Genomic DNA, 22,818 nt, shown 5'->3' on the forward strand with positions numbered 1-22,818 from the left:
GGACGCCTTGCAACATGATTCAGGCGGATTTAATGCATGTCGCCCAAAAGTGCGCAGCGGTTTTGGGACAACGACATGCACAAAACAGAACTAAAGCGCAACGCGCTTTAGCGGGGCGCCAGCACCATCATCATCTGGCGGCCTTCGAGCTTCGGTTCGGCTTCGACCTTGGCGATGGGCGCCACCTCCTCGCGAACCTTATTCAGAAGCTGCATGCCGAGTTCCATGTGCGCCATCTCGCGACCGCGGAAGCGCAATGTCAGCTTGACCTTGTCGCCTTCCTCGAAAAAGCGCCGGACGGCCTTCATCTTGGTCTCATAGTCGTGGCTGTCGATGTTCGGGCGCATCTTGATCTCCTTGATCTCGATGACCTTCTGGTTCTTGCGCGCCTCGGCCGCCTTCTTCTGGTTGGCGTATTTCAGCTTCCCGAGATCGAGGATCTTTACGACGGGCGGCACTGCATTGGGCGATATCTCGACCAGATCGAGCCCAGCCTCTTCGGCGAGCAGCAATGCGTCGTTGATGGAGACATCGCCCCGGTTCTGGCCTTCGGCGTCGATTAGCTGGACCCGGGGAACCCGGATGTCACGGTTGGAGCGCGGGCCTTCCTTGGTGGGCGCCGCTGCTTTGAAAGGTCTGCGAATGGTCGTGGTCTCCTTGAGCCGTTTCGTTAAGGGGTTCTTCAGTTCAGAATTGCGAACGCGCAATGTGGTGAGTGCGCGGTCGGAGTCAATAGCACAGCATTCTCAGGAAATCACCTGCTCGATGAATGCTCCTCTGCACCAAGCGAAGAAAGTAACAGAGCACTTTTCGTTGAACCCCCGCTTGTGCCAAAAGACCGGCGCGAGGGAATACACCATGAGCACCACCACCCCGATCTTCCTAGACGTCGACGGGACGAGCATCGCCGTCAGGCATGCGGCAGGTGCCGAGCCCGGCATCGTCTGGCTTGGCGGCTACAAATCCGACATGCTGGGCACCAAGGCCGAAACCCTGTCGGAATGGACGCGCAAAGAAGGCCGGGCCTTCCTGCGCCACGATTATTCCGGCCATGGCGAATCGGGTGGCGCCTTTGCCGACGGCACCATCTCGAAATGGCTGGGCGAGAGCCTGGCGGTTTTCCGCCGCTTCACCCAGGGCAGGCAAATCCTGGTTGGTTCGTCGATGGGCGCGTGGATCGCGCTGCGCATGGTGCAGGAATTGCGTAAGGCGGGCGAGAACAGCGTCGCCGGCCTTGTGCTGCTGGCCCCGGCGCCCGATTTCACGTTCGAACTGGTGGAGCCGGTGCTGACCGGAGCGCAGAAGCGCGACCTCAGGAAAAAGGGTTTCTTCGAAGAGCCGTCGGATTATTCAGCCGAGCCATACATCTACACGCGCGCTCTGATCGAGGACGGCCGCAGCAACCGGGTGATGACCGGGCCGGTCGACACGCACTGTCCGGTCCATATCCTGCAAGGCCTGGCCGATCCCGACGTGCCGTCGAGCCATGCGCTCAAGCTGGTCGGCCTGCTGCCGGCCGACGACGTCACGCTGTCGCTCATTCCGGACGGCGACCACCGCCTGTCGCGACCTCAGGATCTCGATATGCTGGTCCGGGCGGTGGACGCGATGGTGCGGCAGGCGGGATAGAGACATGCGCATTTCCATTCCGGTGTCCGCCTTTGTGGCGGCGATCGTCGGCTTCGGCGGTACGCTGGCCATCGTCATTGCCGCCGCCAAGGCGGTCGGCGCAACGCAGGTCGAGACCGCAAGCTGGGTGACGGCACTCTGCCTGGCGATGGCCATCGAGAGCCTGTGGCTGTCGTGGCGCACGAAAATGCCGGTCATCACCGCATGGTCGACGCCGGGCGTCGCGCTGATCGCCGCATCGACCGGCTTTTCGATGGGCGAGGCGGTTGGCGCCTTCATCGTCACTGGGGTCCTGCTGGTCGCCACCGGCCTGTTCGGGCCATTGACCAAGCTGATCGCCAGAATACCGGCTTCGGTCGCGTCCGGAATGCTGGCCGGCATCGTCGTAACCTTCGCCATCAATGCGGTGAAGACCGTGCCCGTCGACCCCTGGCTGATCCTGCCGCTGGTTGCGGTCTTCTTCGTCATCCGCCTGTTCAACCCGGCGCTGTCGGTGCTGTTGGTGCTGATCGGCGGCGGTCTCGCGGCCTTTCTTACCGACCGGGTCGGCGGTCTGCCGGCACCGGAACTCTCGAGCTTGACGCTGGTAATGCCGCAGTTCACCGCCGCTTCGATCATCGGCCTGGCATTGCCGCTCTATCTGGTCACCATGGCCTCGCAGAACCTATCCGGCCTCGCCGTGCTGAGGGCAGCCGGCTATCATCCCGAACCCGGGCCGCTGATCGGCGTCACCGGCCTTTTCTCGCTGCTGACGGCGCCGTTCGGCGCCTCGACGACCAATCTGGCGGCGATCTCGGCGGCGATCTGCACCGGACCCGACGTGCATCCCGATCCGGCCGAGCGCTGGAAGACCGGCCCGTTCTACGCGCTGGCCTATCTTGTCTTTGCCCTGTTCGGCGCCTCGCTGGTGGCGATCTTCGCCGTATTGCCGCAGAGCCTGATCGCGCTGGTCGCCGGCCTGGCGCTGATGGCACCGCTCGCCAATGCGCTGTCGATCGCCTTGAAAGACGAGGACGAGCGGATGGCCGCTACCGTCACCTTCGCCGTCACCGCATCGGGGCTGACGCTGTTCGGCGTCGGTGCGGCGTTCTGGGGCCTGATCGCCGGATTGGTCGTGCTTTTCCTTGAAATGCTCAAAAAGCGATAATCATTTCAGCCGCTTGTCCGGTTTTGGCGGTTGCTGTCTTGAATCGCCGTTTTCTCCATCCCATTTCGATTCCACGCAGCCGGATTTGGCTGTCTCCAACTGAAGGATTGGGAGAAATGAACACATCTGCATTGATCCGTCCGGCCTGGACGCCGGCGACCATCGCGCTGATGGTGATCGGGTTCATGGTGTTCTGGCCGCTCGGCTTCGCCATGCTCGCCTACATCATCTGGGGCGACCGGCTCGACGGCTTCAAGCGTGACGTCAACCGCGCCACCGACGGCATCTTCGCCGGCTGCCGCCGCGGTTCCGACAAGGCCGCGCGCTGGGGCCATGGCTCCGCCCGCACCGGCAACGTCGCTTTCGACGACTGGCGCGAAAAGGAACTCGAGCGGCTTGCCGAGGAACGCCGCAAGCTCGACGAGATGCTGAGCGAGTTCGACGAATATGCCCGCGAATTGCGCCGCGCCAAGGACCAGGAAGAGTTCGATCGTTTCATGGCCAACCGCAACAAGTCGACGTCTCCCACGACCGGGTCGACGACGAACAACAAAACCACCGGCAAGTCCACGCCAGGCCTGCTCGACGAGTAAGGGTCCCGTGCCCAGATAGATAATCCAACGGCGTCGCGTCAGCGGCGCCGTTTCTTTTTTGTTCTAGTCGTTTCCCTCGAATCACGTATCGTCCCGGAATGTCCTTCGGCTTCTTTCGCACCCCGACGAAACCCAAGCCCACGCCCGTCGTGGAGCGCGAGCATTGCGTTGCCGGCCGCACGCTGCCCCTCAAGATCGTCGAGAACGACAGGGCGCGGCGCCTGACGCTGCGCATCGATTCCGGCGGCCGCGGCCTGCGCATCACCGTGCCGCCGGGGCTGCGGCGCGGCGAGGTGGAAAGATTCCTCGACCGTCATCAGGACTGGCTGGAGCAAAGGCTGGCCAAGGTGCCCAACCGGCCGCAGGTGCGGCCCGGCATCAAGATACCGGTGCGCGGTGTGCCGCATCGCATCGTCCATGAACCGTCAAAACGCGGTACAGTCACGCTGTCGCGCGACGAGCGCGGTCCGCTGATGATCGTGCATGGTGAGCGCCTGCATCTGCCGCGCCGCATCGCCGATTTCCTCAAGCGCGAAGCCAAGCGCGAGATCGAGGCGCTGGTGACCAAGCACAGTGCTGCGGTCGGCAAGCGCGCCAAGGCGATCCGCTTCAAGGATACGTCGAGCCGCTGGGGGTCCTGCACGTCGGACGGCAATCTGTCGTTTTCCTGGCGCATCATGATGGCGCCGCGGCCGGTGATAAACTACCTCGTGGCGCACGAGGTGGCGCATCTCAAGGAGATGAACCACGGCCCGAAATTCTGGAAATTATGCGAGCAGCTGTGCCCGGACACCGAGCGCTGCAAGGATTGGCTCAAGCGCAATGGCGGCGCGCTGCAGGCGATCACGTTCGAGTAGTTGTCCGATCAATCGTCATTCGCCGCGTTCAACTCCTCCGGCCGCAACCCCTCATCGACATGGCGCGGCCAAGGCAGAAAATCCTTCTCGAAGCCATCGTTGCTGAAATAAGCCAGCGCCCGATGCGCCTCCGCGCCGTTGAAGGCTGCCTTGTCCATCAAATGAGCGATGACCTCATGGGCCTGCGCCAGCTTTTGCCTGAGTTCCGCGACGGTCTTTTCCGGCATGGTCTTTGTTCTCCCGCCTTTGTGCCTGAGCAAGGTAGCGCGTTGCGCTCTTATATTAGCAAGGTGGCGCGTTCCGCTCTTACATTAGCAAGGTAGCGCGTTCCGCGCCGGCGGCAAACAGGATGCTTTTTCTCGACTCTTTGGTCGTTTCGTGCCAATCCCGCGCCATGGCGCTGGACATCAAGATATGCGGATTGAAGACTGACAAGGCACTGGCCGCGGCATTGGCCGGCGGCGCCAGCCATGTCGGCTTCAATTTCTTTGCCAAAAGCCCGCGCTATGTCGAGCCGGTGGAAGCCGGCCGCCTGCGCGAAGCGGCGCGCGGCAAGACCAAGGCGGTTGCGGTGACGGTCGACGCCAGCGACGCGTTCCTGGACGAGATCGTCGAAAAAATGCAGCCCGACATGCTGCAGCTTCACGGCGCCGAAACGCCCGACCGGGTGGCTGAGGTGAAGGCGCGCTACGGCTTGCCGGTGATGAAGGCCTTGCCGGTCAGCGAGGCTGCCGATCTCGAGCGGGTTAAACCCTTCGTCGGCATTGCCGACCGTTTCCTGTTCGATGCCAAGCCGCCTAAGGGTTCGGAACTGCCGGGCGGCAACGGTCTTGCCTTCGACTGGCGCATTCTGGCCGGCCTTGACGCCGGCGTCGATTACATGCTTTCCGGTGGGCTCAATGCCGGCAATATCGGCGACGCCCTTCGGCTGGCGAACCCGCCCGGAATAGATCTTTCCTCGGGCGTGGAAAGCGCGCCGGGGGTCAAGGAACCGGCGCTGATCGAACAATTTTTCCGGGCCGTCGGGGCAGCACGCGACAACCGCGCCGCCTGACCACGCTTCAAACCACAGACCAGGAGATCGGCGATGGATAAGCCGGCGATACCGAATTCCTTCCGCACCGGCCCCGACGAGCAGGGCATGTTCGGCATTTTTGGCGGTCGTTTCGTTGCCGAAACGCTGATGCCGCTGATCCTTGAGCTGGAGCGGCACTGGAACGAGGTCAAGAACGATCCGGACTTCAAGGCCGAACTGACCGATCTCTCGACGCATTACGCCGGGCGGCCGTCGAAGCTCTATTTCGCCGAAGGCTTGACCAGGCATCTTCGCGAGGTTTCCGCAGCGAAGGGCCTCGGGGGCGGCGCAAAGGTCTATTTCAAGCGCGAGGATCTGAACCACACCGGCTCGCACAAGATCAACAACTGCCTCGGCCAGATCCTGCTCGCCAAGCGCATGGGCAAGACGAGGATCATCGCCGAGACCGGAGCCGGCCAGCATGGCGTCGCTTCCGCTACAGTGGCGGCGCGCTTTGGGCTTCCCTGTATCGTCTATATGGGCGCGACCGATGTCGCCCGGCAAAGCCCCAACGTCTTTCGCATGAAGCTTCTGGGCGCGGAAGTGCGGCCGGTGACCGCCGGCCACGGCACGCTGAAGGACGCCATGAACGAGGCGTTGCGCGACTGGGTGACCAATGTCGAGGACACCTATTACCTGATCGGCACCGCCGCCGGCCCCCACCCCTATCCAGAGCTGGTGCGCGACTTCCAATCGGTGATCGGCACCGAGGCGCGCGCCCAGATCCTCGAGCAGGAAGGCCGGCTGCCGGACACCATCATCGCTTGTGTCGGCGGCGGTTCCAACGCCATCGGCCTGTTCCATCCCTTCCTCGACGACAAAGAGGTTCGCATCATCGGCGTCGAAGCCGGCGGCCGCGGCCTCGATGGCATCGAGCATTGCGCTTCGATGAGTGCCGGCGCGCCCGGCGTGCTGCATGGCAACCGTACCTACCTCCTGCAGAACGCCGACGGCCAGATCATGGACGGCCACTCGATCTCGGCCGGGCTCGACTATCCCGGCGTCGGGCCGGAGCACTCGTGGCTGCGCGATTCCGGCCGCGTCGACTATGTGCCGATCCTCGACGACGAGGCGCTCGAGGCGTTTCAGCTGACGACGCGCGTCGAGGGCATCATTCCGGCGCTGGAATCCGCCCACGCTATCGCGCAGGCGGTGAAGATCGTGCCTGATATGGACAAGGACCAGATCGTCATCGTCAATCTGTCCGGCCGCGGCGACAAGGACGTGCATACGGTGGCCAATATGCTGGGCATGGAGATCTGATCATGACCACCCGTATCGACCGCCGCATGGCGAAGCTGAAGGCCGAAGGCCGACCGGCACTCGTCACCTATTTCATGGGCGGCGACCCCGACTACGACACGTCGCTGTCGATCATGAAGGCGCTGCCTGGCGCCGGCAGCGACATCATCGAGCTCGGCATGCCGTTTTCTGATCCAATGGCCGACGGCCCGGCGATCCAGGCGGCCGGCCTGCGGGCGCTGAAGGGCGGCCAGACACTGGTCAAGACGCTGAAGATGGCCTCGGAATTCCGCGCCGGCGACAATGAAACGCCGATTGTCTTGATGGGCTACTACAATCCGATCTACATCTACGGCGTCAAGCGCTTCCTGAGCGACGCGCTGGCCAGCGGCATAGACGGGCTGATCGTCGTCGACCTGCCACCGGAGATGGACGAGGAGCTTTGCATCCCGGCACTCAAGGCCGGCATCAACTTCATCCGGCTGGCGACCCCGACCACCGACGACAAGCGCCTGCGCAAGGTGCTGCAGAACACGTCGGGCTTCGTCTACTATGTCTCGATGACCGGCATTACCGGCTCGGCGCTGGCCGACACCGGCAAGGTGGCGGCAGCGGTCAAGCGCATCAAGAGCCATACCGACCTGCCCGTCTGCGTCGGCTTCGGCGTCAAGACCGCCGAGCAGGCGCGCACCATCGGTGCCTCGGCCGACGGCGTCGTCGTCGGCACGGCGATCGTCAATGCGGTCGCCAACGTGCTCGGGCCGAAGGGCGAAAAGACCGCCGATCCGGCAGAAGCTGTCGCCACGCTGGTCAGCGGGCTGTCGCAAGGGGTTCGCGCGGCTCGCCTTGCTGCCGCCGAATAGTCTTGATCATCTGGTTGACCATGATCTTTGCCGAAAACCGGTTTCCACTTTTCGGGATCATGGTCTAACTCTTCGTAAGGACAGGAGCCGAAGCGATGAACTGGATCACCAATTACGTCCGCCCGAAGATCAATTCGATGCTCGGCCGCCGCACCGACATGCCGGAAAACCTGTGGATCAAGGATCCCGAGACCGGCGAAATGGTGTTCCACAAGGATCTGGAGCAGAACCAGTTCGTCATCCCGTCCTCCGGCCACCATATGAAGATATCGGCCAAGGAACGGCTGAAGTTCTTCCTCGACGACGGCAAATACGAAACGCTGGAAAACCCCAAGGTGGTGCAGGATCCACTCAAGTTCCGCGACGAGAAGCGCTATGTAGACCGGCTGAAGGATGCCAAGGCCAAGACCGGCATGGAAGACGCCATCATCAATGCGCTGGGTACCGTCGAAGGCCTGCCGGTGGTGGTGACGGTGCAGGATTTTGCCTTCATGGGCGGCTCGCTCGGCATGGCGGCCGGTGACGCCATCGTGCATGGCTTTGAGGTCGCCCTGCAGCGCAAGCGGCCGCTGATCCTGTTTGCGGCCTCCGGCGGCGCCCGTATGCAGGAAGGCATCCTGTCGCTGATGCAGTTGCCGCGGACCACGGTCGGCGTCGACAGACTGAAGGAGGCCGGCCTTCCCTACATCGTCGTCCTGACCAACCCGACGACCGGCGGCGTCACCGCCTCCTACGCCATGCTGGGTGACGTGCACATTGCGGAGCCCGGCGCCCTGATCGGCTTTGCCGGCCCGCGCGTCATCGAGCAGACCATCAGGGAAAAGCTGCCCGACGGCTTCCAGCGCGCCGAATATCTGATGGAACACGGCATGGTCGACATGGTGGTGTCACGGCTGGAGATGCGCCAGACGATTGCGCGGCTGCTGAGAATGCTGCTCAAGCTGCCGGAAGAGCAAAAATCGCAGGAGCCGGAAATCCTGCCGCCGTCGGTGATCCCGGTCGAGGCCAGGCCGCAAGCCTGACACGACATCATGCGGCGCGGGCGGCTGTTGTGTGCCGTTGTGCGCACGCTTAGGATTCCTTCATGACCACGCTTGCCGCCGACCGCGAAATCGAAAGCCTGATGGCGCTTCACCCGAAGGGCTTCGACCTTTCGCTTGACCGCATTTCGCGGCTACTCGAGCGCCTCGGCAACCCGCAGGACCAGCTGCCGCCGGTCATCCACATCGCCGGCACCAACGGCAAGGGCTCCTGTGCCGCCTTTTCACGGGCGCTGCTCGAAGCCGCCGGCTACCGCGTCCATGTCCACACATCGCCACATCTGGTGAACTGGCATGAGCGCTACCGGCTGGCCGCCGATGGCGGCGGCAGGCTGGTGGACGACAAGGTCTTCGCCGAAGCCATCGCCCGCGTCGCCAAGGCCAATCAAGGCCAGAAGATCACCGTGTTCGAAATCCTCACCGCAGTCACCTTCGTGCTGTTTTCCGAATATCCGGCCGATGCCGTCATCCTCGAGGTCGGCCTTGGCGGCCGCTTCGACGCCACCAATGTCATCGCCGAGCCGGCCGTGTCGGTGATCATGCCGGTCTCGCTCGACCACGAAGCCTATCTCGGCGACCGCGTTGAACTGATCGCCGCCGAAAAGGCCGGCATCATCAAGCGCGGTTGCCCGGTCGTCATCGGCGCGCAGGAAAGCGAGACGGCGCAGCAGGTGCTCATCGAAACCGCCGAACGGCTCGACTGCCCCGCCTTCGTCTATGGCCAGGATTTCCTCGCCTATGAGGAAAACGGGCGCATGGTCTATCAGGACGAAGACGGATTGATGGACCTGGCGCCGCCGCGCCTGCCGGGGCGCCACCAATTCGCCAATGCGGCAGCGGCGATCGCGGCGGTCAAAGCGGCGGGCTTCGAGATCAGCCACCGCGCTGCCGAGAAGGCGATGGCGAATGTCGCCTGGCCGGGCCGCATGCAAAAGCTGCCGCTGGGCCGGCTGACCGAACTGGCGCCGAAGGGCGCCGACATCTGGCTCGACGGCGGCCATAATCCCGGCGCCGGCGTGGTCGTCGCTGAGGCGCTGGCCGAGCAGGAGGAAAAGAACCCGCGGCCGTTGTTCCTGATCTCGGGCATGATCAACACCAAGGACCAGAGCGGCTATTTCCGCGCCTTCAAAGGGCTGGTGCGGCATGTCTACACCGTGCCGGTGAGCACGAGCGACGCCGGCGTGCCGAACGACGAACTGGCGACGCGCGCCATCGAGGCCGGCCTGTCGGCCGAACCCGTCAGTTCCGTCGCGAATGCACTGATGCTGCTGCGCGATACATGGGACGGACCGCCGCCGCGCATCCTGATCGGCGGATCGCTTTACCTGGCCGGTGCGGTATTGGCCGAAAACGGCACGCCGCCGGTTTGAGGCGTGCCTCCACCCATGCCACGATAACGCCAGACTCATCAGATCACCGCGAGGAGCCAGTCATGATCAAGGTAAAGCAGCTCGCTCACGTTTGCATTTTCGCGAATGACCTAGAGAAGACGCGAAGCTTCTATCGGGACGTCCTCGGCATGGATACGCAGTTCAATTTCCTGCGCGACGGCAAGATTTTCGGCTTCTATCTCAATTGCGGCAGCCGTAGCCATGTCGAGGTGTTCCAGAAAGACGGCGCGAGCTATAGCGACTTGAACCAGATCAACCACTTCTGCCTCGAAGTGGAAAACATCGACGCCGCGATCGCCCACCTGAGGTCAAAGGGGGTTGATGTCACCTCAAAGAAACGCGCGTGCGATGACACCTACCAGGCTTGGATCCGCGACCCCAACGGCGTGAAGATCGAACTGTTCGAATACACTGAGAAAAGCGCACAATTCGTCGGCGGCGATCGTATCGCGGATTGGTGATCGCGCGTCGCCGGACAATGTGGCGGCGCAGCCGATGCTTGGTGGATTACTTCAGCTCGACCTCGATAAAGGCGAATTCGCCGTCGTTCGCGCTGATGACGTCATGTTCGACGCCCTCGTTGCGGAAATACGGCGCGCCCTTCTTCATTTCGGCGAAGGATTGGCCATCCTTGGTCAGGAGCTTCACCTTGCCGTCGGTCAACGGCACGATCACATAGTCGTGGCCATGGCGGTGCCAGCCGGTGTTGTCGCCCGGGGCGAAGCGGTATTCGGTGACGATGACGCGCTCATTGTCGATGAAGACGGTGGCCTTGGCGGATCCGGTCATATCGCTTCTCCTTTGTATTCAGAAGAGAAGAATACGGGGCGGCAAGCCGCGAGTGCCAGAGCGGCCCACCAATGACGCCAGCAAAAAGAAAGCCCGGCACGAGGCCGGGCTTTTCTGCAAAACTTTGATCGGATCAGGCGAGACTGCCGTTGATCCAGTGCGACAATGCCGTTTTCGGCGCAGCACCGACCTTCATATCGGCGACTTCGCCGCCCTTGAAGATCATCAGTGTCGGGATCGAGCGCACGCCGAACTGCGCAGCCAGCTCAGGATTCTCGTCGATGTTGAGCTTGGCGATCTTTATCTTGCTACCGAGTTCGATGGCGATATCCTCGAGCGCCGGGGCGATCATCTTGCACGGGCCGCACCATTCCGCCCAGAAATCGACCACGACCGGCTCCTTGGCGTTGAGCACGTCGGCCTGGAAATTGCTCTTGTCGACCTTGACGGTGGCCATGCTGAGATCCTTTCGATTTGTTCGTCGCACCAAATGTGGTGGTGATCGCGTCCGTCTTCAAGCAGGTGTTGTGTCACGCTCCCGTGAGTCGAGCAAGGGCGTCGTCCATCGCCGCCGCCGGCAGCTCGATCAGCCGCGGGGCTTCGGTGAACAGCAGCGCCGCCAAGACCTCGCGTCCCCGATAGAGCGGCTGAAGCAGCGCGCGATACAATGCAAGCTGCAAGACATAGGCGGGGGGCACTTCGGCGAGCGTCGCCGGCGCAGGCCGGTTGGTCTTGTAGTCGACGATCGACACCTTGTCCGGCGCTACCGCCAGCCGGTCGATCTTGCCGGAGATCGAGCGCAGTTTGCCCCTCACCTCCAGGCTGCCCATGATGGCGACTTCAGCGCGCGAGTTTGGTGCAAACAGCGGCGCGAAGCGGCTGTCGGCAAGAATTCTGGAAACGCCAGCCAAGGCTTTGTCGCGCTCGTCTTCAGGCCATTGAGCTCCGGCGCGCGCCAAATAGCGCTCGGCGGCATCCTGGCGTTTTCCTTCGGCGATGCCGGGCAGCATCTGCAGCAATTTGTGCAGCGCCAACCCGCGAATCACGGCAAAGCCGGGCTCGGCGTCGGCATCCAATACCGGCGAACGCGTGTCGGCCACCGCTTGCCGCGCCTCGTCGATCAGCACCGAGGCGCCGGACGGCGAGAGCGGCCGCGGCAGTTCCTCGAAAGGCGGCAAAGGCTGGAACAGGGTTTCCGGCAGTGGCGCAAAGCGTTCCGCCTGGCGTGCCTCATCCACTGCCGCCAGCGGCATGGGCGGCAGCTTCGTCACCTGGAAACGATGCACGGTCTCGCCAGTGGCGGGATGCCGGCGTTCCGCGCTTTCGGCGGCGCCGACCAGCGCGCGGCTGACGACCGAATGCCAGGTGCCGGTATTCGGCGCCCGCTTGCCATGGTAGCCGCAGACGATCAGCCGATCCTCGGCGCGGGTCATGCCGACATAGAGCAGCCGGCGGTATTCGTCGTCGGCGAGCTCGCGGGCGCGGGCCGATGCGGCGCGTGAAAATCCATTGGCGACATCGCTGGCCGAACGCCAGAGATAGCCCTTGCCTTCCCAGCGGTCGCCCGAGCCTTGGAACGGCATCAATCTCGGCAGGTGCTGGTCGCTGAACGGCGCGGAGCCGCCATCGACAAGGAATACCACTGGCGCTTCCAGGCCCTTGGCGGCATGCACGGTCATGACGCGAACCTCGTCGCGGGTCTGGTCCATTTCGCGCTTGATCTCGGGGCCGGCGTTTTCCAACGTCGACAGGAAGGATTCCAGTCCCGGCAGGCCGGTCCGCTCCTCGGCCAGGCAGAAATTCAGGAATTCGTCGAGGATGTCGCCGGCCTCCGGCCCGAGCCGCGCGATCATCTTCTTGCGCAGGCCGTCGCGGGCGAGAGCTGCGGCATAGAATTCGAACACCGGCTTGAATGCGGCCTCGTTGGACCATGTGTCGAGCCGGCTGACGACGGCGGCCAACGCCTCGCTTTCGCCGGCATGCCGGCGCAGCGAGGCGAACAGCGAGACGCCCGACGGCCTCTCGGCAGCAAGCGCGAAAAGCTGCTCTTCCGAGACATCGAAGATCGGGCTGCGCAGCACGGCGGCCAGCGACAGATCGTCCTGCGGCTGGATGAGAAAATGGCCGAGTGCGATCAGGTCCTTCACCGCGATGTGGCCGGGCAGGCTGAGCCGGTCGGCGCCGGCCACCGGAATGTCGCGGCGCTTCAGCGCCCGCGTCAGCGCATGGACGAAGCGATCGCGCTTGCGCACCAGCACCAGCACGTCGCCGGGCCGCAGTTTCTTGCCGCGGCCTTCGATAGTCTCGCCGCCGCCGATCCAGCCGGCAATGGTTGCCGCGACGTTTTCAGCGACGCGTACTGCCGGCGCATGGGCATGGTCGACCGCTTGCGTCCAATCGTCTGGTTCGTCGACGACATCGGCGCCGATCGACGGCCAGACCTCGACATAACCCGGCGCATCGGTGCGGATCGCCTTGTGGTCGAGCGGATCGGGATCGTGGCTGATGCCGCGCCGCACGTTCGGGTCGGCAAAGACACGATCCACCGCCGCAAGCACGTCGTCGGTCGAGCGGAACGACCAGGTCAGCTTGAGATCGGCGAAGGCGGCGGCGGCGCTTCTAACTTTGCCGGCAAACAAAAGCCGGCTGTCAGCAAAGGAATCCGGGGCGGCCCCCTGAAAGGAATAGATCGACTGCTTTTCGTCACCGACGGCAAAGATGGTGCGGTGGACGGCGTCGCGGGCGCCGAGCCCGGCAAAGAACTCCTCCGCCAGCCGCTTGACCACGTCCCACTGGTCGGGACTGGTGTCCTGCGCCTCGTCGAGGAGGATGTGGTCGATGCCCTGGTCGAGCTTGTATTGCACCCATGGGCCGGCGTCGGGCCGCGCCAGTAGATTGACAGTGCGGGTGATCAGGTCGTTGAAGTCGAGGAAGCCGCGGGCGCGCTTCAATTGCTCGTAGCGGGCGATCAGCCAGTCGGCGATGGTCAGCGCGGCACGCGTGCCTTCCAACATCCTGAACAAGGCCAGGCGGTCGGAGATTTCGAGAATAGCGTCGACCGCCACGAGATAACGTTCGGCAAGATCGGGCAGCCGGTCGAGCAGCGCCTTCTTGAACGTCTTTGCCGGATCATAAGGCTCGCCATCGGCCCTCAGGAAAGCCTTGGAGAGCAAATTCAGGCGTCGGACCGGATCGTCCTCGGCAAAGGCAAGACGGGCGTATGGCAGCAGATTGTTCAGCACGATGCGCGCATCGGCGGCCTCGGCCGCCCGTGAAAAGGTGACGAGATAATCCGGCAGGAAGCCGGGCAGCGGCCAGACCGAGGCGGCGATGCCTTCGGCGGTCTGGCCGGCGCGGAAATGGAACTCGTCGAACAGCGCCTGAAAACCATCGCCGCCGGCCGCGGCGATGAAGGTGCGCAAACCGTCGCGCTTGCGCACGATCTCGCCTAGCAACGCGTCGAGCCCATGTTCGCCGCCGCGCTCCAGCACGGTGGCGAAAGCCTCGGCCAGTGCCGCATCGCCTGCAACGCCGCCGGAGATCATGTCGCGGCGGGCGGCGGCGAACAGCGAAGCCTCCATTTGCGGATCAAGCATTTCGAAATGCGCCGGGATGTTGGCTTCCAGCGGGAACTGATGCAGCACCGATTCGCAGAAGGCGTGAATGGTCTGGATCTTCAGCCCGCCCGGTGTTTCCAGCGCCTCGGCAAACAGCCGCCGCGCCCGGCGCATGGTTTCGCGGTCGGGCTGGCGGCTGTCCAGCGCCTCTATCCGTGTCGAGAGCTCGGCATCACCAAGCGCCGTCCATTGCGACAGGGTCGAAAACACCCGGTTCGACATGTTGGCGGCGGCGGCGCGCGTATAGGTCAAGCACAGGATCTTGGACGGATCGGTGCCGCGCAGCAAAAGCCGGATGACGCGCTGGGCGAGCACATGGGTCTTGCCCGATCCGGCGTTTGCCGACACCCATGCGGAGTTATGCGGGTCGGAGGCGCTCGCTTGGCTGGCGGCGGTGTCGCTCGGGATGGGATAGGCCTTCTTCACGCCTCCCCTCCCTCCTCGTCGGCGTCGCCGCCGGCGGACCACTCCAGCACGCGGGCGAGATGGTCGTAGGCGCCGTCGGTCTCACCTTCGCGGAACGGCAGCGCCCGCGACAGATAGCCGGTCGCCGGGTCGGCGTAGTGGATCAGCAGTTTTTCCAGCCGCGCCCAAGCCTCTTCGGCGAGATCGGCGGCAGTTCGCGGCTTGCGGTTGTATTCGAGGATCGATTCCTCGAACACCTCTCCGTTCGGCTTCAGCCGCACGAAGGCCAATTGCGACGGCTCGCATGCGCCAAGCTCCTTGAAGGCGCCGCGACGCAGCAGCGCGCCCTCCAGCGCCAGTTGCGGCGCGAGCAGCGTGTGCGCCTGCGCTTTGGATGGCGAGGAGCCGGTCTTGTAATCGAGGATGTCGGCCATGCCGCCGGCCAGCAGATCGATGCGATCGGCATAGCCGGACAGGGTCACGCCGGATCGGCCGACGCCGGTCTTTTCGGCGTGTTCTTCGGCGTGCCGCCGTACCACGGCGGCGGCCCGGCCGCGCTCCCATTCGATAATGCCGGCGGCAAGCTTTTCGAAGCGCGGCCACCACACCGCCTCGACATCGGCGGGCAGGGCAGCCTCGGCAAAGCAGGACCGGCCGGCGGCAATGAGCCCGTCCAGCGCCTCCGGCGCGCGCGGGTCGGCCACCCTCGCTGAGAAGAGGTGCAGAATGGCGTGAAACAGCGTGCCGCGCTCGGCAGCGCCCGGATCACGAACGACCGGATCGAGTGGCATCAGGCCGAGTATCCTTCTGGCATAGACCGCATATGGGTCGCGACGTAGCGTCTCGATCTCGGTGACCGAGAAGTGGTGCGGCCGCAGGGCGAGCGGCGGTTTCGGCTGCGGCCGCGGCGCAAAGTCCTGCTTTTCGCCGGCATCGAGCGCACGCGCCCAGGCAAGCAGCTCATCACCGCGCCGGCGAAGTGCCGCGGCATGGTCCTCGCCGACGAAAGTAAGGATACGCTGCAGCCAGCGCGATGGCACCGACGGAGCGTCGCCGGAACGGGCGGAGCGAGCCAGCACCACTTTTTTGGCGCCCATGGCCATCTGGAAATCATGGGCGGCAAGGCCGATGCGCCGTTCGGGCGGTTCAAGATCAATGCCGGTCTTCATCAGCCGCGACATAAAGCGGTCACTCTCCGGCTTGCGCGGCCACACGCCTTCGTTGAGTCCGCCGACGACCAGCGTGTCGATATCCTGAAGCCGCGCTTCCAGCACGCCCCAGATGGCGATGCTCCTGTCGGTGCCCTGCGCCGGCTTGACCATTTCGGGCGCAATCAGCGCCTCCATCACATCGGGCCATTCGTCCGCGGCGAAGGAGAACGACACCGAGGCCGCGACCAGACCGCGCAAGAGCTCGGCAAGCTTTTCACCGGCATCGCCGGCATAGAGTTCGCTGAGGCTTCCGTCAGCAGCGCGGCCGAGGCTTTCGAGCACGCCGACACTGGCGCGCACAAGCGTGGCAAGATCGGCATTCTCCTCGCCGCGAAAGGCAACCAGCGGCGCCAGCGCAGCCGTTAGCCGGATCAGCAGATCGCGCGCCTGTTCGATGCGCCTGACCGAGAGGCGCGATCGCCAGAAAGGCGGGCGGCGATTGCCGCCGTCGTCGAATTCGGCAAGCCGGGCATCGAAGAGTTGCGGCAGCGACGCGACGTCCGGGCGACCGGTGCCGCCGCGCAGCGCCACGAGTTCGACGATTTCGGCCGCATGGCGGACGCTTGCCCGCTCCAGGCCGAGGCCAAGCAAGGGATGCTTGAGCAGTGACAGCAGGGCGACCGGATCGCCCGGGCGGAACGCCGCCTGAAGCGCCAGCCGGAGCAGGCTGGCGGCTGGCGTGTTGATGAGCGGCGTGCCGCCGGAATCGTCGGCGGCGACGCCGAAGCGCAACAGCTCGACCGAGACGCGTCGCGCCAGCGCGCGGTCGCCGGTGACCAGTGCGGCGCGCTGGCCGGGCCGTTCGACGGCCTGTTTGAGCGCAACGGCGATCGCCACGGCTTCGTCGCGTTCGCTGGCGGCCTCGAGAAGCGTCACACCAGCGAAGGCCTCGGCACTATCGCCAGCGGTGAAGCGCGCGCGCGTCTCGGCCCAGAGCTCGGTGGTCTCCGCCGGCCGCAGCGCCTCGCCGACAAGTGCGGCGCGCAGCGCAAGTGGCCGCGGCGCAACAGCAAGCTCCCCGACATCGGCCCGAAGCACCCCGATCTTGCCGATCAACTTTGCCAGGCCGTATTGCGGATGGCCAAGCAAAGCCGGCCGCGCACCAGGAGCACTGACGGCGGCAAAGGACGGCTCGTCCAGCGTCCGGTCGAGGCCGGGCAGCACAACAGCGCCATTGGGCAGACCGGCGATTACGGCAAGCAGCTCGGCCGTGGCGGGGATGGAGCCGGTAGAGCCGGCGGCGATCACCGGCCCGGCGGGTGGATTGCGCTTCAGCCGCGCCGCTTCCAGCCTTATCAGGGCATTGCGATGCGCTGCCGGATTGGAGCGACGGCGTTCCTCGAGCAGCTTCGGCCAGTTCTCAGTCACGATGGTCAGGAAATCGAGCGTCACCTGCCACCAGCCTGCAAGGTTGCCGGTTACAAGGTCGGCGAGCCTCGCCCAATCCGTGCCTTCCGTCTCGATCTCATCCATCAGCCGTGCAAGGTCGCGCGCCAGCCAGATGGCGTCGGCGGCGGAGGCCGGGATGACGATCTCCTCGTCGAACAATGCCGCGACATGTGCCGGCAGGCGGCGTTTCCACGCCCGCACCAGCGGCGCAAGCAGCAGAAGACGCTCGACCGCGGCGATCGGCGGCGCAAAGTCGATGGCGGCCGAAGCTTCCGTCTCGAAGGCGGCTTCATCTTCATCAAACTCACCAAGTGGGCGGATGACCGGCAGGATCGCCGAACGGCTTCCCGAGCGCGAGAGAGCATCGACGAAGACGCCGCGAAGCGCCCGCGCTGCACGGCGCGTCGGCACGTAGATGGTGAGATCGGCCAGCACCAGCGGATCGCCATCATAGGCAAAGCCGGGAACCAGGCGCCCTGCAAGCAGCGCCTCGGCCAGCGTCGGCAGGAACGGCGCTCCGGGCGGGATCGAGAAAACGCGGCGGGAGCCGCTCATTTCGACTCGGTAAGAGCGCCGGGTGCCTCAGCAAGAGCATCAGGCGTGCCGGCAAGCGCGGCGGCGACCGCTGCTTCCGCCCGCGGGATCGCGTCGGGTTTACCGACAGTGATCCAATGGCCACGCATCGTCATGCCGAACAGGCGGCCGGCGGCGATTGCCGCATCGAAATAGGCGTTGAGCGACAGCGGGCCGGCCGGCGCGTCCTTGAAGATGCGCGGATGGACGATTGCGGCGCCGGCATAGATCAGGCCGGCCGGATCGTTGTTCGCACGCCGCAACGCGCCGTCCGGCGCCATCAGGAAATCGGTGCCGCCGCTATGTCCGGTTGCCGACTGGAGATCCGCAAGCATCAGCAGAATGTCCATTGTCGCGCCCTCCCATGCAAGGGCAAGTCGCCTGAGATTGGAAACGCCGCTGTCGATCCAGAAGGTGTCGGCGTTGAGCACATAGAAGGGTGCCCCTAACCTGGGCAATGCCTTGACGATGCCGCCGGCAGAGTCGAGCAGGCCGCTGCTCTCATCCGAGATGACGATTCTCGGCGCACTGCGGCGGGCTACATGGTGCACGATCTGTTGCGGCAGGTAATGGACGTTGACGACGGCCTTGGCGACACCGGCTTCGGCTAGGCTGTCCAGCCCCCAGTCGAGCAATGTCTTGCCGGCGACCTTGACCAGCGGCTTCGGCAAGGTCTCGGTGATCGGCCGCATGCGCTTGCCGAGCCCGGCGGCAAGCACCATGGCGGTCGTCGGCATCGGTCCCGACGCTTTCAGGCCCAAATCCTTAGCCTTCAAATCGAGCGTTCCTCCAGCAAGCCGTGGGCGATGTAGAAATCCTGCAGCCCGGCCAGCGCCGGATGCGCCAGCGCCCGGCGAAGATAATCGCGGATGCGCGGCAGATGCTTCAGATAATAAGGCTTGCTGTCGCGTTTTTCGAGCCGCACGAAAATGCCGAGGATCTTGGAATTGCGCTGTGCGGCCATGATTGCATAGGTTTCGCGGAATTCGTCTTCGTCGAAGACGCCGGCGTCGCGTCGCGCGGCGATATAGGCGGCGAGCGTGTGCTTTTCGATTTCAGGTGAAATGGTGACGCGCGCGTCCATGGCGAGCGAGGCGACGTCGTAGGCTGACGGACCGATGAGCGCATCCTGGACATCGACGACGCCGAGACGATCGTGACCGGAACGGTCACCGCGCCAGATCAGGTTGGGCGAATGGAAGTCGCGCAGCATTAGCGTGTATTCGCGCCCCTCGAGCCGATCGAGCACCGCATTCCATTCGCTGCGATAACCGGCGCGCAACGCCTCGCTTGGCGGAGCGCCTGATATCGCAGGGACATACCAGTCGACCAGCAATTCGGCCTCGATCATCATGGCGTCGCGATCGAAAGGCGGCACCTCGTGGAAGACGCCGGGGCCGGCCTGCATGCTGGCCGGCCATGTTTTGCCGTGCATCATGGCAAGCAGTTCGGCCGCCGCCGCGTAGCGCTCGGCCACCGGCTGGCCGCGCTTGTCCAGGAACCCTTGGGACCCGAGATGCTCCAGCAGCAGAAAACCCTGGTCGAGATCCTGGGCATGGATTTCCGGGACGCTGACGCCGCCGGCCCGCAAGGCACGGTCAATGGCGACGAACGCCGAAACGGATTGCGCGGTGTGGGCGATCTCGGCATAGGGTTTGCCGTCGCGGACTGGCGGTCCGAGCACCAGCCTTGGCGAGTTCATCAGCACGCGCGGCGGAAATCCGGCGAGCGTGACGATCTCGTAGGAGCGAGCCGAGGCATCACCGATGAAATATCGCCGCTGCGCTTCGCCCCAACCGGCCTGGCCGAGAAAATCGCGCATGGCCAGCGATCGCGCCGCGCGCTCGAAGGCGGCGCCCCCTCCCGATAGTCTCGCCAATCGGCCGTCGCCCTGCTGGAGAAGTTCGACCAGCACCGAGGTTTTCGGCAAATATGCCTCTGCCCGTTCCGGCCATTCGACCAGTGCGGCCCCTTGCGTCAGCGCCTCGTCGAAACCCAACTCGTCCAACTCGGATGCCGCGCCCAAGCGGTAGAGATCGAAATGATGGACCGGCACACGCGTGTCGTAACTCTGGACCAGCGTAAAGGTCGGGCTCGGCACGTCGAGGCCGGCATCGTCGGCCAGTGCCTTGACCAGCGCCCGCGCCAAGGTCGACTTGCCGGCGCCGAGATCGCCCTTGAGAGCGAGCACGTCGCCAATGCGCAGCGACATGGCGAGGTCCTCACCAAGCCTTGCCGTCGCAGCCTCGTCGGCGAGAAAACGCTCCAGCACCAATACCGCCATCGAACGCGCTACTCGGCCGCCGCGCGGATGCCGGACGGCGTGTCGGGAAAGGCGCAAACAACCGTAGTGCCCTTGTCCCTGCCGGTCTCGATGCGGACGCTGCCGCCATGCAGTTCGACAAAGCTCTTGACGATCGACAGGCCGAGCCCGGCGCCGCGGCGGCGGCCGCCATTGGTGCGCGGCTCGAAGCGCCGGAACACCGAGTCAAGCAGGTCCGGCGGCATGCCAGGGCCGTCATCGTGAACGGAAAATTCCACGCCGTCGGCAAGTTGGCGGCAGGCGAGCGTTATGGTGCTCGCCTCCGGCGCGTAATTGGCGGCATTGCTGAGCAGATTGTAGAGGATCTGGCGGACCCGGATTTCGTCGCCGTGGAAGGTTTTCGGCGCGGCCGCTGCGTCGATCCTAAGCTTGATCGCATGTTCCTCCAGTCGGTCGGCGACCAGTTCGGCGGCGGCTGTAATGGTTCGATCGATGTGAACTTCGGAAATGTCGAGTTCCATGATGCCGGCATCCACCGTCGCCAGATCGAGGATGTCGTTGACGATGGTGAGCAGGACCGAGGAGGACGAGCCGACATGCCCGATATATTCGCGTTGCTTCTGGTTCAACGGACCAGTCGACGGCAGTGAAAGAAGCTCGGTAAAGCCGATGATGTTGGTGAGTGGCGAGCGCAGCTCATACGAGACGTGCTGCACGAATTCGTTCTTGATCTGGTCGGACTTTTGCAGCGCCTCATTCTTGTCCTTCAGCGCCCGCTCGACATTGACGCTGTCGGTAACGTCGACGAAGGTCATCATCACCTGGCCGTTGGGCAAGGGGATGACGGCGTAGCGCAAAACGGTGCCGTTGTTCAATTCGGTCTGGCCGTGGCGGTCGCGGCGCTCGTCGTCGAAGCCGGTGATGGCGGCAACGAACCCGCCCCACGGACTGTCGACGGCACGGCGGTCGCAAAGGTCGCGGATCGTCGAGACATGGACGTTGGGTTTCGAGGCATCGGCATCCAGCCCCCACAGTGCTGCGAAGGCCGGATTCGACAATCTCAGCCTGCCGTCGGGGCCGAACACAGCGACGCCTTCGGCAAGGTTGTCGAGCGTTTCGCCCTGGACCCGCACTGCGGTCTGGTAGCGGCTTTCAAGGTCCATCTTCTCGGTCAGGTTCTCGAACACCCAGGTGACGCCGCCCTTGGGCTGCGGGTTGGCGACGACGCGAATGGTCTTGCCGTCCGGCAGATGCCACCAATGCTCCTGCGATTCAACCGCGCGATAAGCGCCGAGCAAGCTCTCTTTCCAGCGCCGCCATTCGGGCTGCTCGGCAATCTTGCCTTCGCTGCGCAGGCGGTCGAGCAGCAAGGCGTTGTCCGGCGCGCTGTGCAGGAAGCCGCTGTCGAGGCCCCATAGTTTCTGGAACGCCTGATTGAAAAACCGCAATTTCTCGTCGGTATCGAAAATCGCCACGGCGGTGTTGAGCTGATCGAGCGTATCGGCGTGGCTCTGCACGGTCCGCTCATACTCGGCGCGAATGGCCTCGATGGCGCTGATGTCGCAGGCAAGACCAGCCGAACCATCCGCCCCGGCAAAGTCGGTCACGGCAAACATACGGCGGTCGCCTTCGATCACAGTGGAGAGCGTCTGTTCGAAGACGGGGTGCGACTTGTGCTGCGCAGCAATCGTGTCGCGCGCCTGGCCGCCGAGGAATTCCTTGCTGTCACGAACCGCCGATTCGGCATTCTCGGCCTCGACCGCTTCGGCATAGGCCCGGTTGACCCATTTCAGCCGCCCGTCGACGGTGCGTAGCCATGACGGCATCTTGAGCGCATCGAGAAGTCCGATCAGCGTCTCATGGTCGGCGGCCAAGCGCTGGTTCTCGATCTTCAGCCTGGCCTGGCTTCGCTGTGTCTCCGAAAGCGAGACGAAGCGAACCAATACATGCGCCGCACTCTTGCGGCCGTGAACCTCGAGCGGCTGGCCGGCCTGCGATTCGATGACCAGATCGAAGGGCTTTGCCTTGTCCCGCAGCGCCGCCACGGCATGTTCCAACGCGGCCGCCGAACGCGGCATCAGCCAGCGGCCGAAAGCCAGGAAGGCCGCCCGGTCCTCCGGCGCGCCGCTCTCGATCGGCAATGTTCCGACAAGCTCGGGTTTCTTGTTTTCGGCGGCCCATACGACCACGCGCTGGTCGCGGGAATGGAGCAGCGCCTCGGAGCGCTGCAGCGCGGCATTGACGTCGGCGATGCGGGTCCTGAGCTCGGCATTTTCCGCCGCGGTGCGCGCCCTTTCGCGGATCAGAAAGATGGCCGACAGCAATGCCGCCCCCATGACGCCGACAAACATGGCGAGTTGCATGACCTCGACCGTGCTGACCGACAGCCCGGCCTTTTGCGCCACGCGGGTTTGGGCATGTGCGGCAAAGCCAAGCAGCGGACCAACCAGCGCGGAAGAAGCAAGCAGCACCCCGACACGGCTGCCGGCACGGCATAAAAGGCTGCCGCCTCTGGCAGCGGAGCCCGTGATCGAATCGTTATGGCCGCCGGAAACGGCCTGTCCCGCGCAAGGCGGGTTATCCCCCGGCATGTCTTGGTCCTCTTCGCCGCCTGAATGCAAGACCGCCCTGATGCGTGCGCCCGGGCCTCGTCCCCGGACCGCGAATCAGCACCATAGCGCTTGCGCGAATCGGCGTGAAGAATCAATCAGCGCAAAAATAAAGCCGGGCGAAA

Annotated in this window: 19 protein-coding genes; 10 read left to right on the plus strand and 9 right to left on the minus strand. The window is 64.4% G+C overall.

Going from position 1 to position 22,818, the window contains the following annotated elements; translation table 11 throughout:
* Positions 1-107: 107 nt before the first annotated feature.
* Positions 108-644 (minus strand): translation initiation factor IF-3, encoded by a 537-nt coding sequence (gene infC / locus NKH01_RS25255; RefSeq protein ID WP_023677573.1) that lies wholly within the window; start codon positions 642-644, stop codon positions 108-110.
* 214 nt (positions 645-858) lie between these two features.
* Between infC and NKH01_RS25260 the strand changes: the two genes are divergently transcribed.
* The 4 genes from NKH01_RS25260 (at position 859) to NKH01_RS25275 (ending at position 4,226) form a co-directional block, all read left to right on the plus strand.
* On the plus strand, positions 859-1,629 hold the full coding sequence (locus tag NKH01_RS25260) for an alpha/beta hydrolase (protein ID WP_353022952.1): 771 nt from the start codon (positions 859-861) through the stop codon (positions 1,627-1,629).
* Between the two features lie 4 nt (positions 1,630-1,633).
* The gene (locus tag NKH01_RS25265; protein ID WP_352484470.1) at positions 1,634-2,776 is read left to right on the plus strand and encodes a benzoate/H(+) symporter BenE family transporter; all 1,143 of its coding nucleotides are present in this window, start codon (positions 1,634-1,636) and stop codon (positions 2,774-2,776) included.
* Positions 2,777-2,892: 116 nt separating this feature from the next.
* Entirely contained in the window at positions 2,893-3,369 is a 477-nt protein-coding gene (locus tag NKH01_RS25270; protein ID WP_352495238.1) for a DUF2852 domain-containing protein, read from the plus strand.
* A gap of 98 nt (positions 3,370-3,467) precedes the next feature.
* On the plus strand, positions 3,468-4,226 hold the full coding sequence (locus NKH01_RS25275) for a M48 family metallopeptidase (protein WP_023718295.1): 759 nt from the start codon (positions 3,468-3,470) through the stop codon (positions 4,224-4,226).
* Positions 4,227-4,234: 8 nt separating this feature from the next.
* Here NKH01_RS25275 and NKH01_RS25280 read toward each other — a convergent pair whose 3' ends face one another.
* Positions 4,235-4,453 (minus strand): hypothetical protein, encoded by a 219-nt coding sequence (locus NKH01_RS25280; protein WP_023718294.1) that lies wholly within the window; start codon positions 4,451-4,453, stop codon positions 4,235-4,237.
* A gap of 167 nt (positions 4,454-4,620) precedes the next feature.
* Between NKH01_RS25280 and NKH01_RS25285 the strand changes: the two genes are divergently transcribed.
* The 6 genes from NKH01_RS25285 to NKH01_RS25310 all read left to right on the plus strand — a co-directional run bounded on the left by NKH01_RS25285 (position 4,621) and on the right by NKH01_RS25310 (position 10,298).
* Positions 4,621-5,280 carry a phosphoribosylanthranilate isomerase gene (locus NKH01_RS25285; RefSeq protein ID WP_023718293.1) on the plus strand — a complete coding sequence of 220 codons (660 nt, stop codon included), beginning with the start codon at positions 4,621-4,623 and terminating at the stop codon, positions 5,278-5,280.
* A 33-nt stretch (positions 5,281-5,313) separates the two neighbouring features.
* Positions 5,314-6,564: a tryptophan synthase subunit beta gene (trpB, locus tag NKH01_RS25290; RefSeq protein WP_023718292.1), complete on the plus strand. Its 1,251-nt coding sequence runs from the start codon at positions 5,314-5,316 to the stop codon at positions 6,562-6,564.
* A 2-nt stretch (positions 6,565-6,566) separates the two neighbouring features.
* Positions 6,567-7,406, plus strand: coding sequence for a tryptophan synthase subunit alpha (trpA, locus tag NKH01_RS25295; RefSeq protein ID WP_352484473.1), 840 nt, complete (start codon positions 6,567-6,569; stop codon positions 7,404-7,406).
* A 95-nt stretch (positions 7,407-7,501) separates the two neighbouring features.
* The gene (gene accD, locus NKH01_RS25300; protein ID WP_023718290.1) at positions 7,502-8,428 is read left to right on the plus strand and encodes an acetyl-CoA carboxylase, carboxyltransferase subunit beta; all 927 of its coding nucleotides are present in this window, start codon (positions 7,502-7,504) and stop codon (positions 8,426-8,428) included.
* A gap of 62 nt (positions 8,429-8,490) precedes the next feature.
* Positions 8,491-9,816, plus strand: coding sequence for a bifunctional folylpolyglutamate synthase/dihydrofolate synthase (locus NKH01_RS25305; protein ID WP_352495241.1), 1,326 nt, complete (start codon positions 8,491-8,493; stop codon positions 9,814-9,816).
* Between the two features lie 62 nt (positions 9,817-9,878).
* Positions 9,879-10,298: a VOC family protein gene (locus NKH01_RS25310; RefSeq protein WP_353005974.1), complete on the plus strand. Its 420-nt coding sequence runs from the start codon at positions 9,879-9,881 to the stop codon at positions 10,296-10,298.
* Positions 10,299-10,344: 46 nt separating this feature from the next.
* Here the strand turns inward: NKH01_RS25310 and NKH01_RS25315 are convergent, their stop codons facing one another.
* The 7 genes from NKH01_RS25315 to NKH01_RS25345 form a co-directional block, all read right to left on the minus strand.
* Positions 10,345-10,626 (minus strand): cupin domain-containing protein, encoded by a 282-nt coding sequence (locus NKH01_RS25315; protein WP_353005975.1) that lies wholly within the window; start codon positions 10,624-10,626, stop codon positions 10,345-10,347.
* A gap of 133 nt (positions 10,627-10,759) precedes the next feature.
* The gene (gene trxA, locus NKH01_RS25320; RefSeq protein WP_023677558.1) at positions 10,760-11,083 is read right to left on the minus strand and encodes a thioredoxin; all 324 of its coding nucleotides are present in this window, start codon (positions 11,081-11,083) and stop codon (positions 10,760-10,762) included.
* A 73-nt stretch (positions 11,084-11,156) separates the two neighbouring features.
* Positions 11,157-14,669, minus strand: coding sequence for a double-strand break repair helicase AddA (addA, locus tag NKH01_RS25325; RefSeq protein WP_353022956.1), 3,513 nt, complete (start codon positions 14,667-14,669; stop codon positions 11,157-11,159).
* Positions 14,666-17,803: a double-strand break repair protein AddB gene (gene addB, locus NKH01_RS25330; protein WP_353022958.1), complete on the minus strand. Its 3,138-nt coding sequence runs from the start codon at positions 17,801-17,803 to the stop codon at positions 14,666-14,668. Before addB ends, addA begins: the two co-directional genes overlap by 4 nt.
* A complete protein-coding gene (locus NKH01_RS25335; RefSeq protein WP_353023000.1) occupies positions 17,800-18,543 on the minus strand; it encodes a nucleotidyltransferase family protein in 744 nt (247 codons plus the stop codon). Before NKH01_RS25335 ends, addB begins: the two co-directional genes overlap by 4 nt.
* Before the next feature lie 50 nt (positions 18,544-18,593).
* Complete coding sequence (tsaE, locus tag NKH01_RS25340) at positions 18,594-20,105, minus strand: tRNA (adenosine(37)-N6)-threonylcarbamoyltransferase complex ATPase subunit type 1 TsaE (RefSeq protein ID WP_352484478.1); 1,512 nt, start codon at positions 20,103-20,105, stop codon at positions 18,594-18,596.
* Positions 20,106-20,113: 8 nt separating this feature from the next.
* Complete coding sequence (locus tag NKH01_RS25345) at positions 20,114-22,675, minus strand: sensor histidine kinase (protein ID WP_352484479.1); 2,562 nt, start codon at positions 22,673-22,675, stop codon at positions 20,114-20,116.
* Positions 22,676-22,818: the final 143 nt, after the last annotated feature.

This window comes from Mesorhizobium sp. M1403, from assembly GCF_040317695.1.
GTDB lineage: Bacteria > Pseudomonadota > Alphaproteobacteria > Rhizobiales > Rhizobiaceae > Mesorhizobium.

What these genes read in the sequence shown, in the direction of transcription:
- NKH01_RS25260 (WP_353022952.1), top strand. Translation starts at nt 859, where the DNA reads ATGAGCACCACCACCCCGATCTTCCTAGACGTCGACGGGACGAGCATC.
- NKH01_RS25265 (WP_352484470.1), top strand. Translation starts at nt 1,634, where the DNA reads ATGCGCATTTCCATTCCGGTGTCCGCCTTTGTGGCGGCGATCGTCGGC.
- NKH01_RS25270 (WP_352495238.1), top strand. Translation starts at nt 2,893, where the DNA reads ATGAACACATCTGCATTGATCCGTCCGGCCTGGACGCCGGCGACCATC.
- NKH01_RS25275 (WP_023718295.1), top strand. Translation starts at nt 3,468, where the DNA reads ATGTCCTTCGGCTTCTTTCGCACCCCGACGAAACCCAAGCCCACGCCC.
- NKH01_RS25280 (WP_023718294.1), bottom strand. Translation starts at nt 4,453, where the DNA reads ATGCCGGAAAAGACCGTCGCGGAACTCAGGCAAAAGCTGGCGCAGGCC.
- NKH01_RS25285 (WP_023718293.1), top strand. Translation starts at nt 4,621, where the DNA reads ATGGCGCTGGACATCAAGATATGCGGATTGAAGACTGACAAGGCACTG.
- trpB (WP_023718292.1), top strand. Translation starts at nt 5,314, where the DNA reads ATGGATAAGCCGGCGATACCGAATTCCTTCCGCACCGGCCCCGACGAG.
- trpA (WP_352484473.1), top strand. Translation starts at nt 6,567, where the DNA reads ATGACCACCCGTATCGACCGCCGCATGGCGAAGCTGAAGGCCGAAGGC.
- accD (WP_023718290.1), top strand. Translation starts at nt 7,502, where the DNA reads ATGAACTGGATCACCAATTACGTCCGCCCGAAGATCAATTCGATGCTC.
- NKH01_RS25305 (WP_352495241.1), top strand. Translation starts at nt 8,491, where the DNA reads ATGACCACGCTTGCCGCCGACCGCGAAATCGAAAGCCTGATGGCGCTT.
- NKH01_RS25310 (WP_353005974.1), top strand. Translation starts at nt 9,879, where the DNA reads ATGATCAAGGTAAAGCAGCTCGCTCACGTTTGCATTTTCGCGAATGAC.
- NKH01_RS25315 (WP_353005975.1), bottom strand. Translation starts at nt 10,626, where the DNA reads ATGACCGGATCCGCCAAGGCCACCGTCTTCATCGACAATGAGCGCGTC.
- trxA (WP_023677558.1), bottom strand. Translation starts at nt 11,083, where the DNA reads ATGGCCACCGTCAAGGTCGACAAGAGCAATTTCCAGGCCGACGTGCTC.
- addB (WP_353022958.1), bottom strand. Translation starts at nt 17,803, where the DNA reads ATGAGCGGCTCCCGCCGCGTTTTCTCGATCCCGCCCGGAGCGCCGTTC.
- NKH01_RS25335 (WP_353023000.1), bottom strand. Translation starts at nt 18,543, where the DNA reads ATGGTGCTTGCCGCCGGGCTCGGCAAGCGCATGCGGCCGATCACCGAG.
- tsaE (WP_352484478.1), bottom strand. Translation starts at nt 20,105, where the DNA reads ATGGCGGTATTGGTGCTGGAGCGTTTTCTCGCCGACGAGGCTGCGACG.
- NKH01_RS25345 (WP_352484479.1), bottom strand. Translation starts at nt 22,675, where the DNA reads ATGCCGGGGGATAACCCGCCTTGCGCGGGACAGGCCGTTTCCGGCGGC.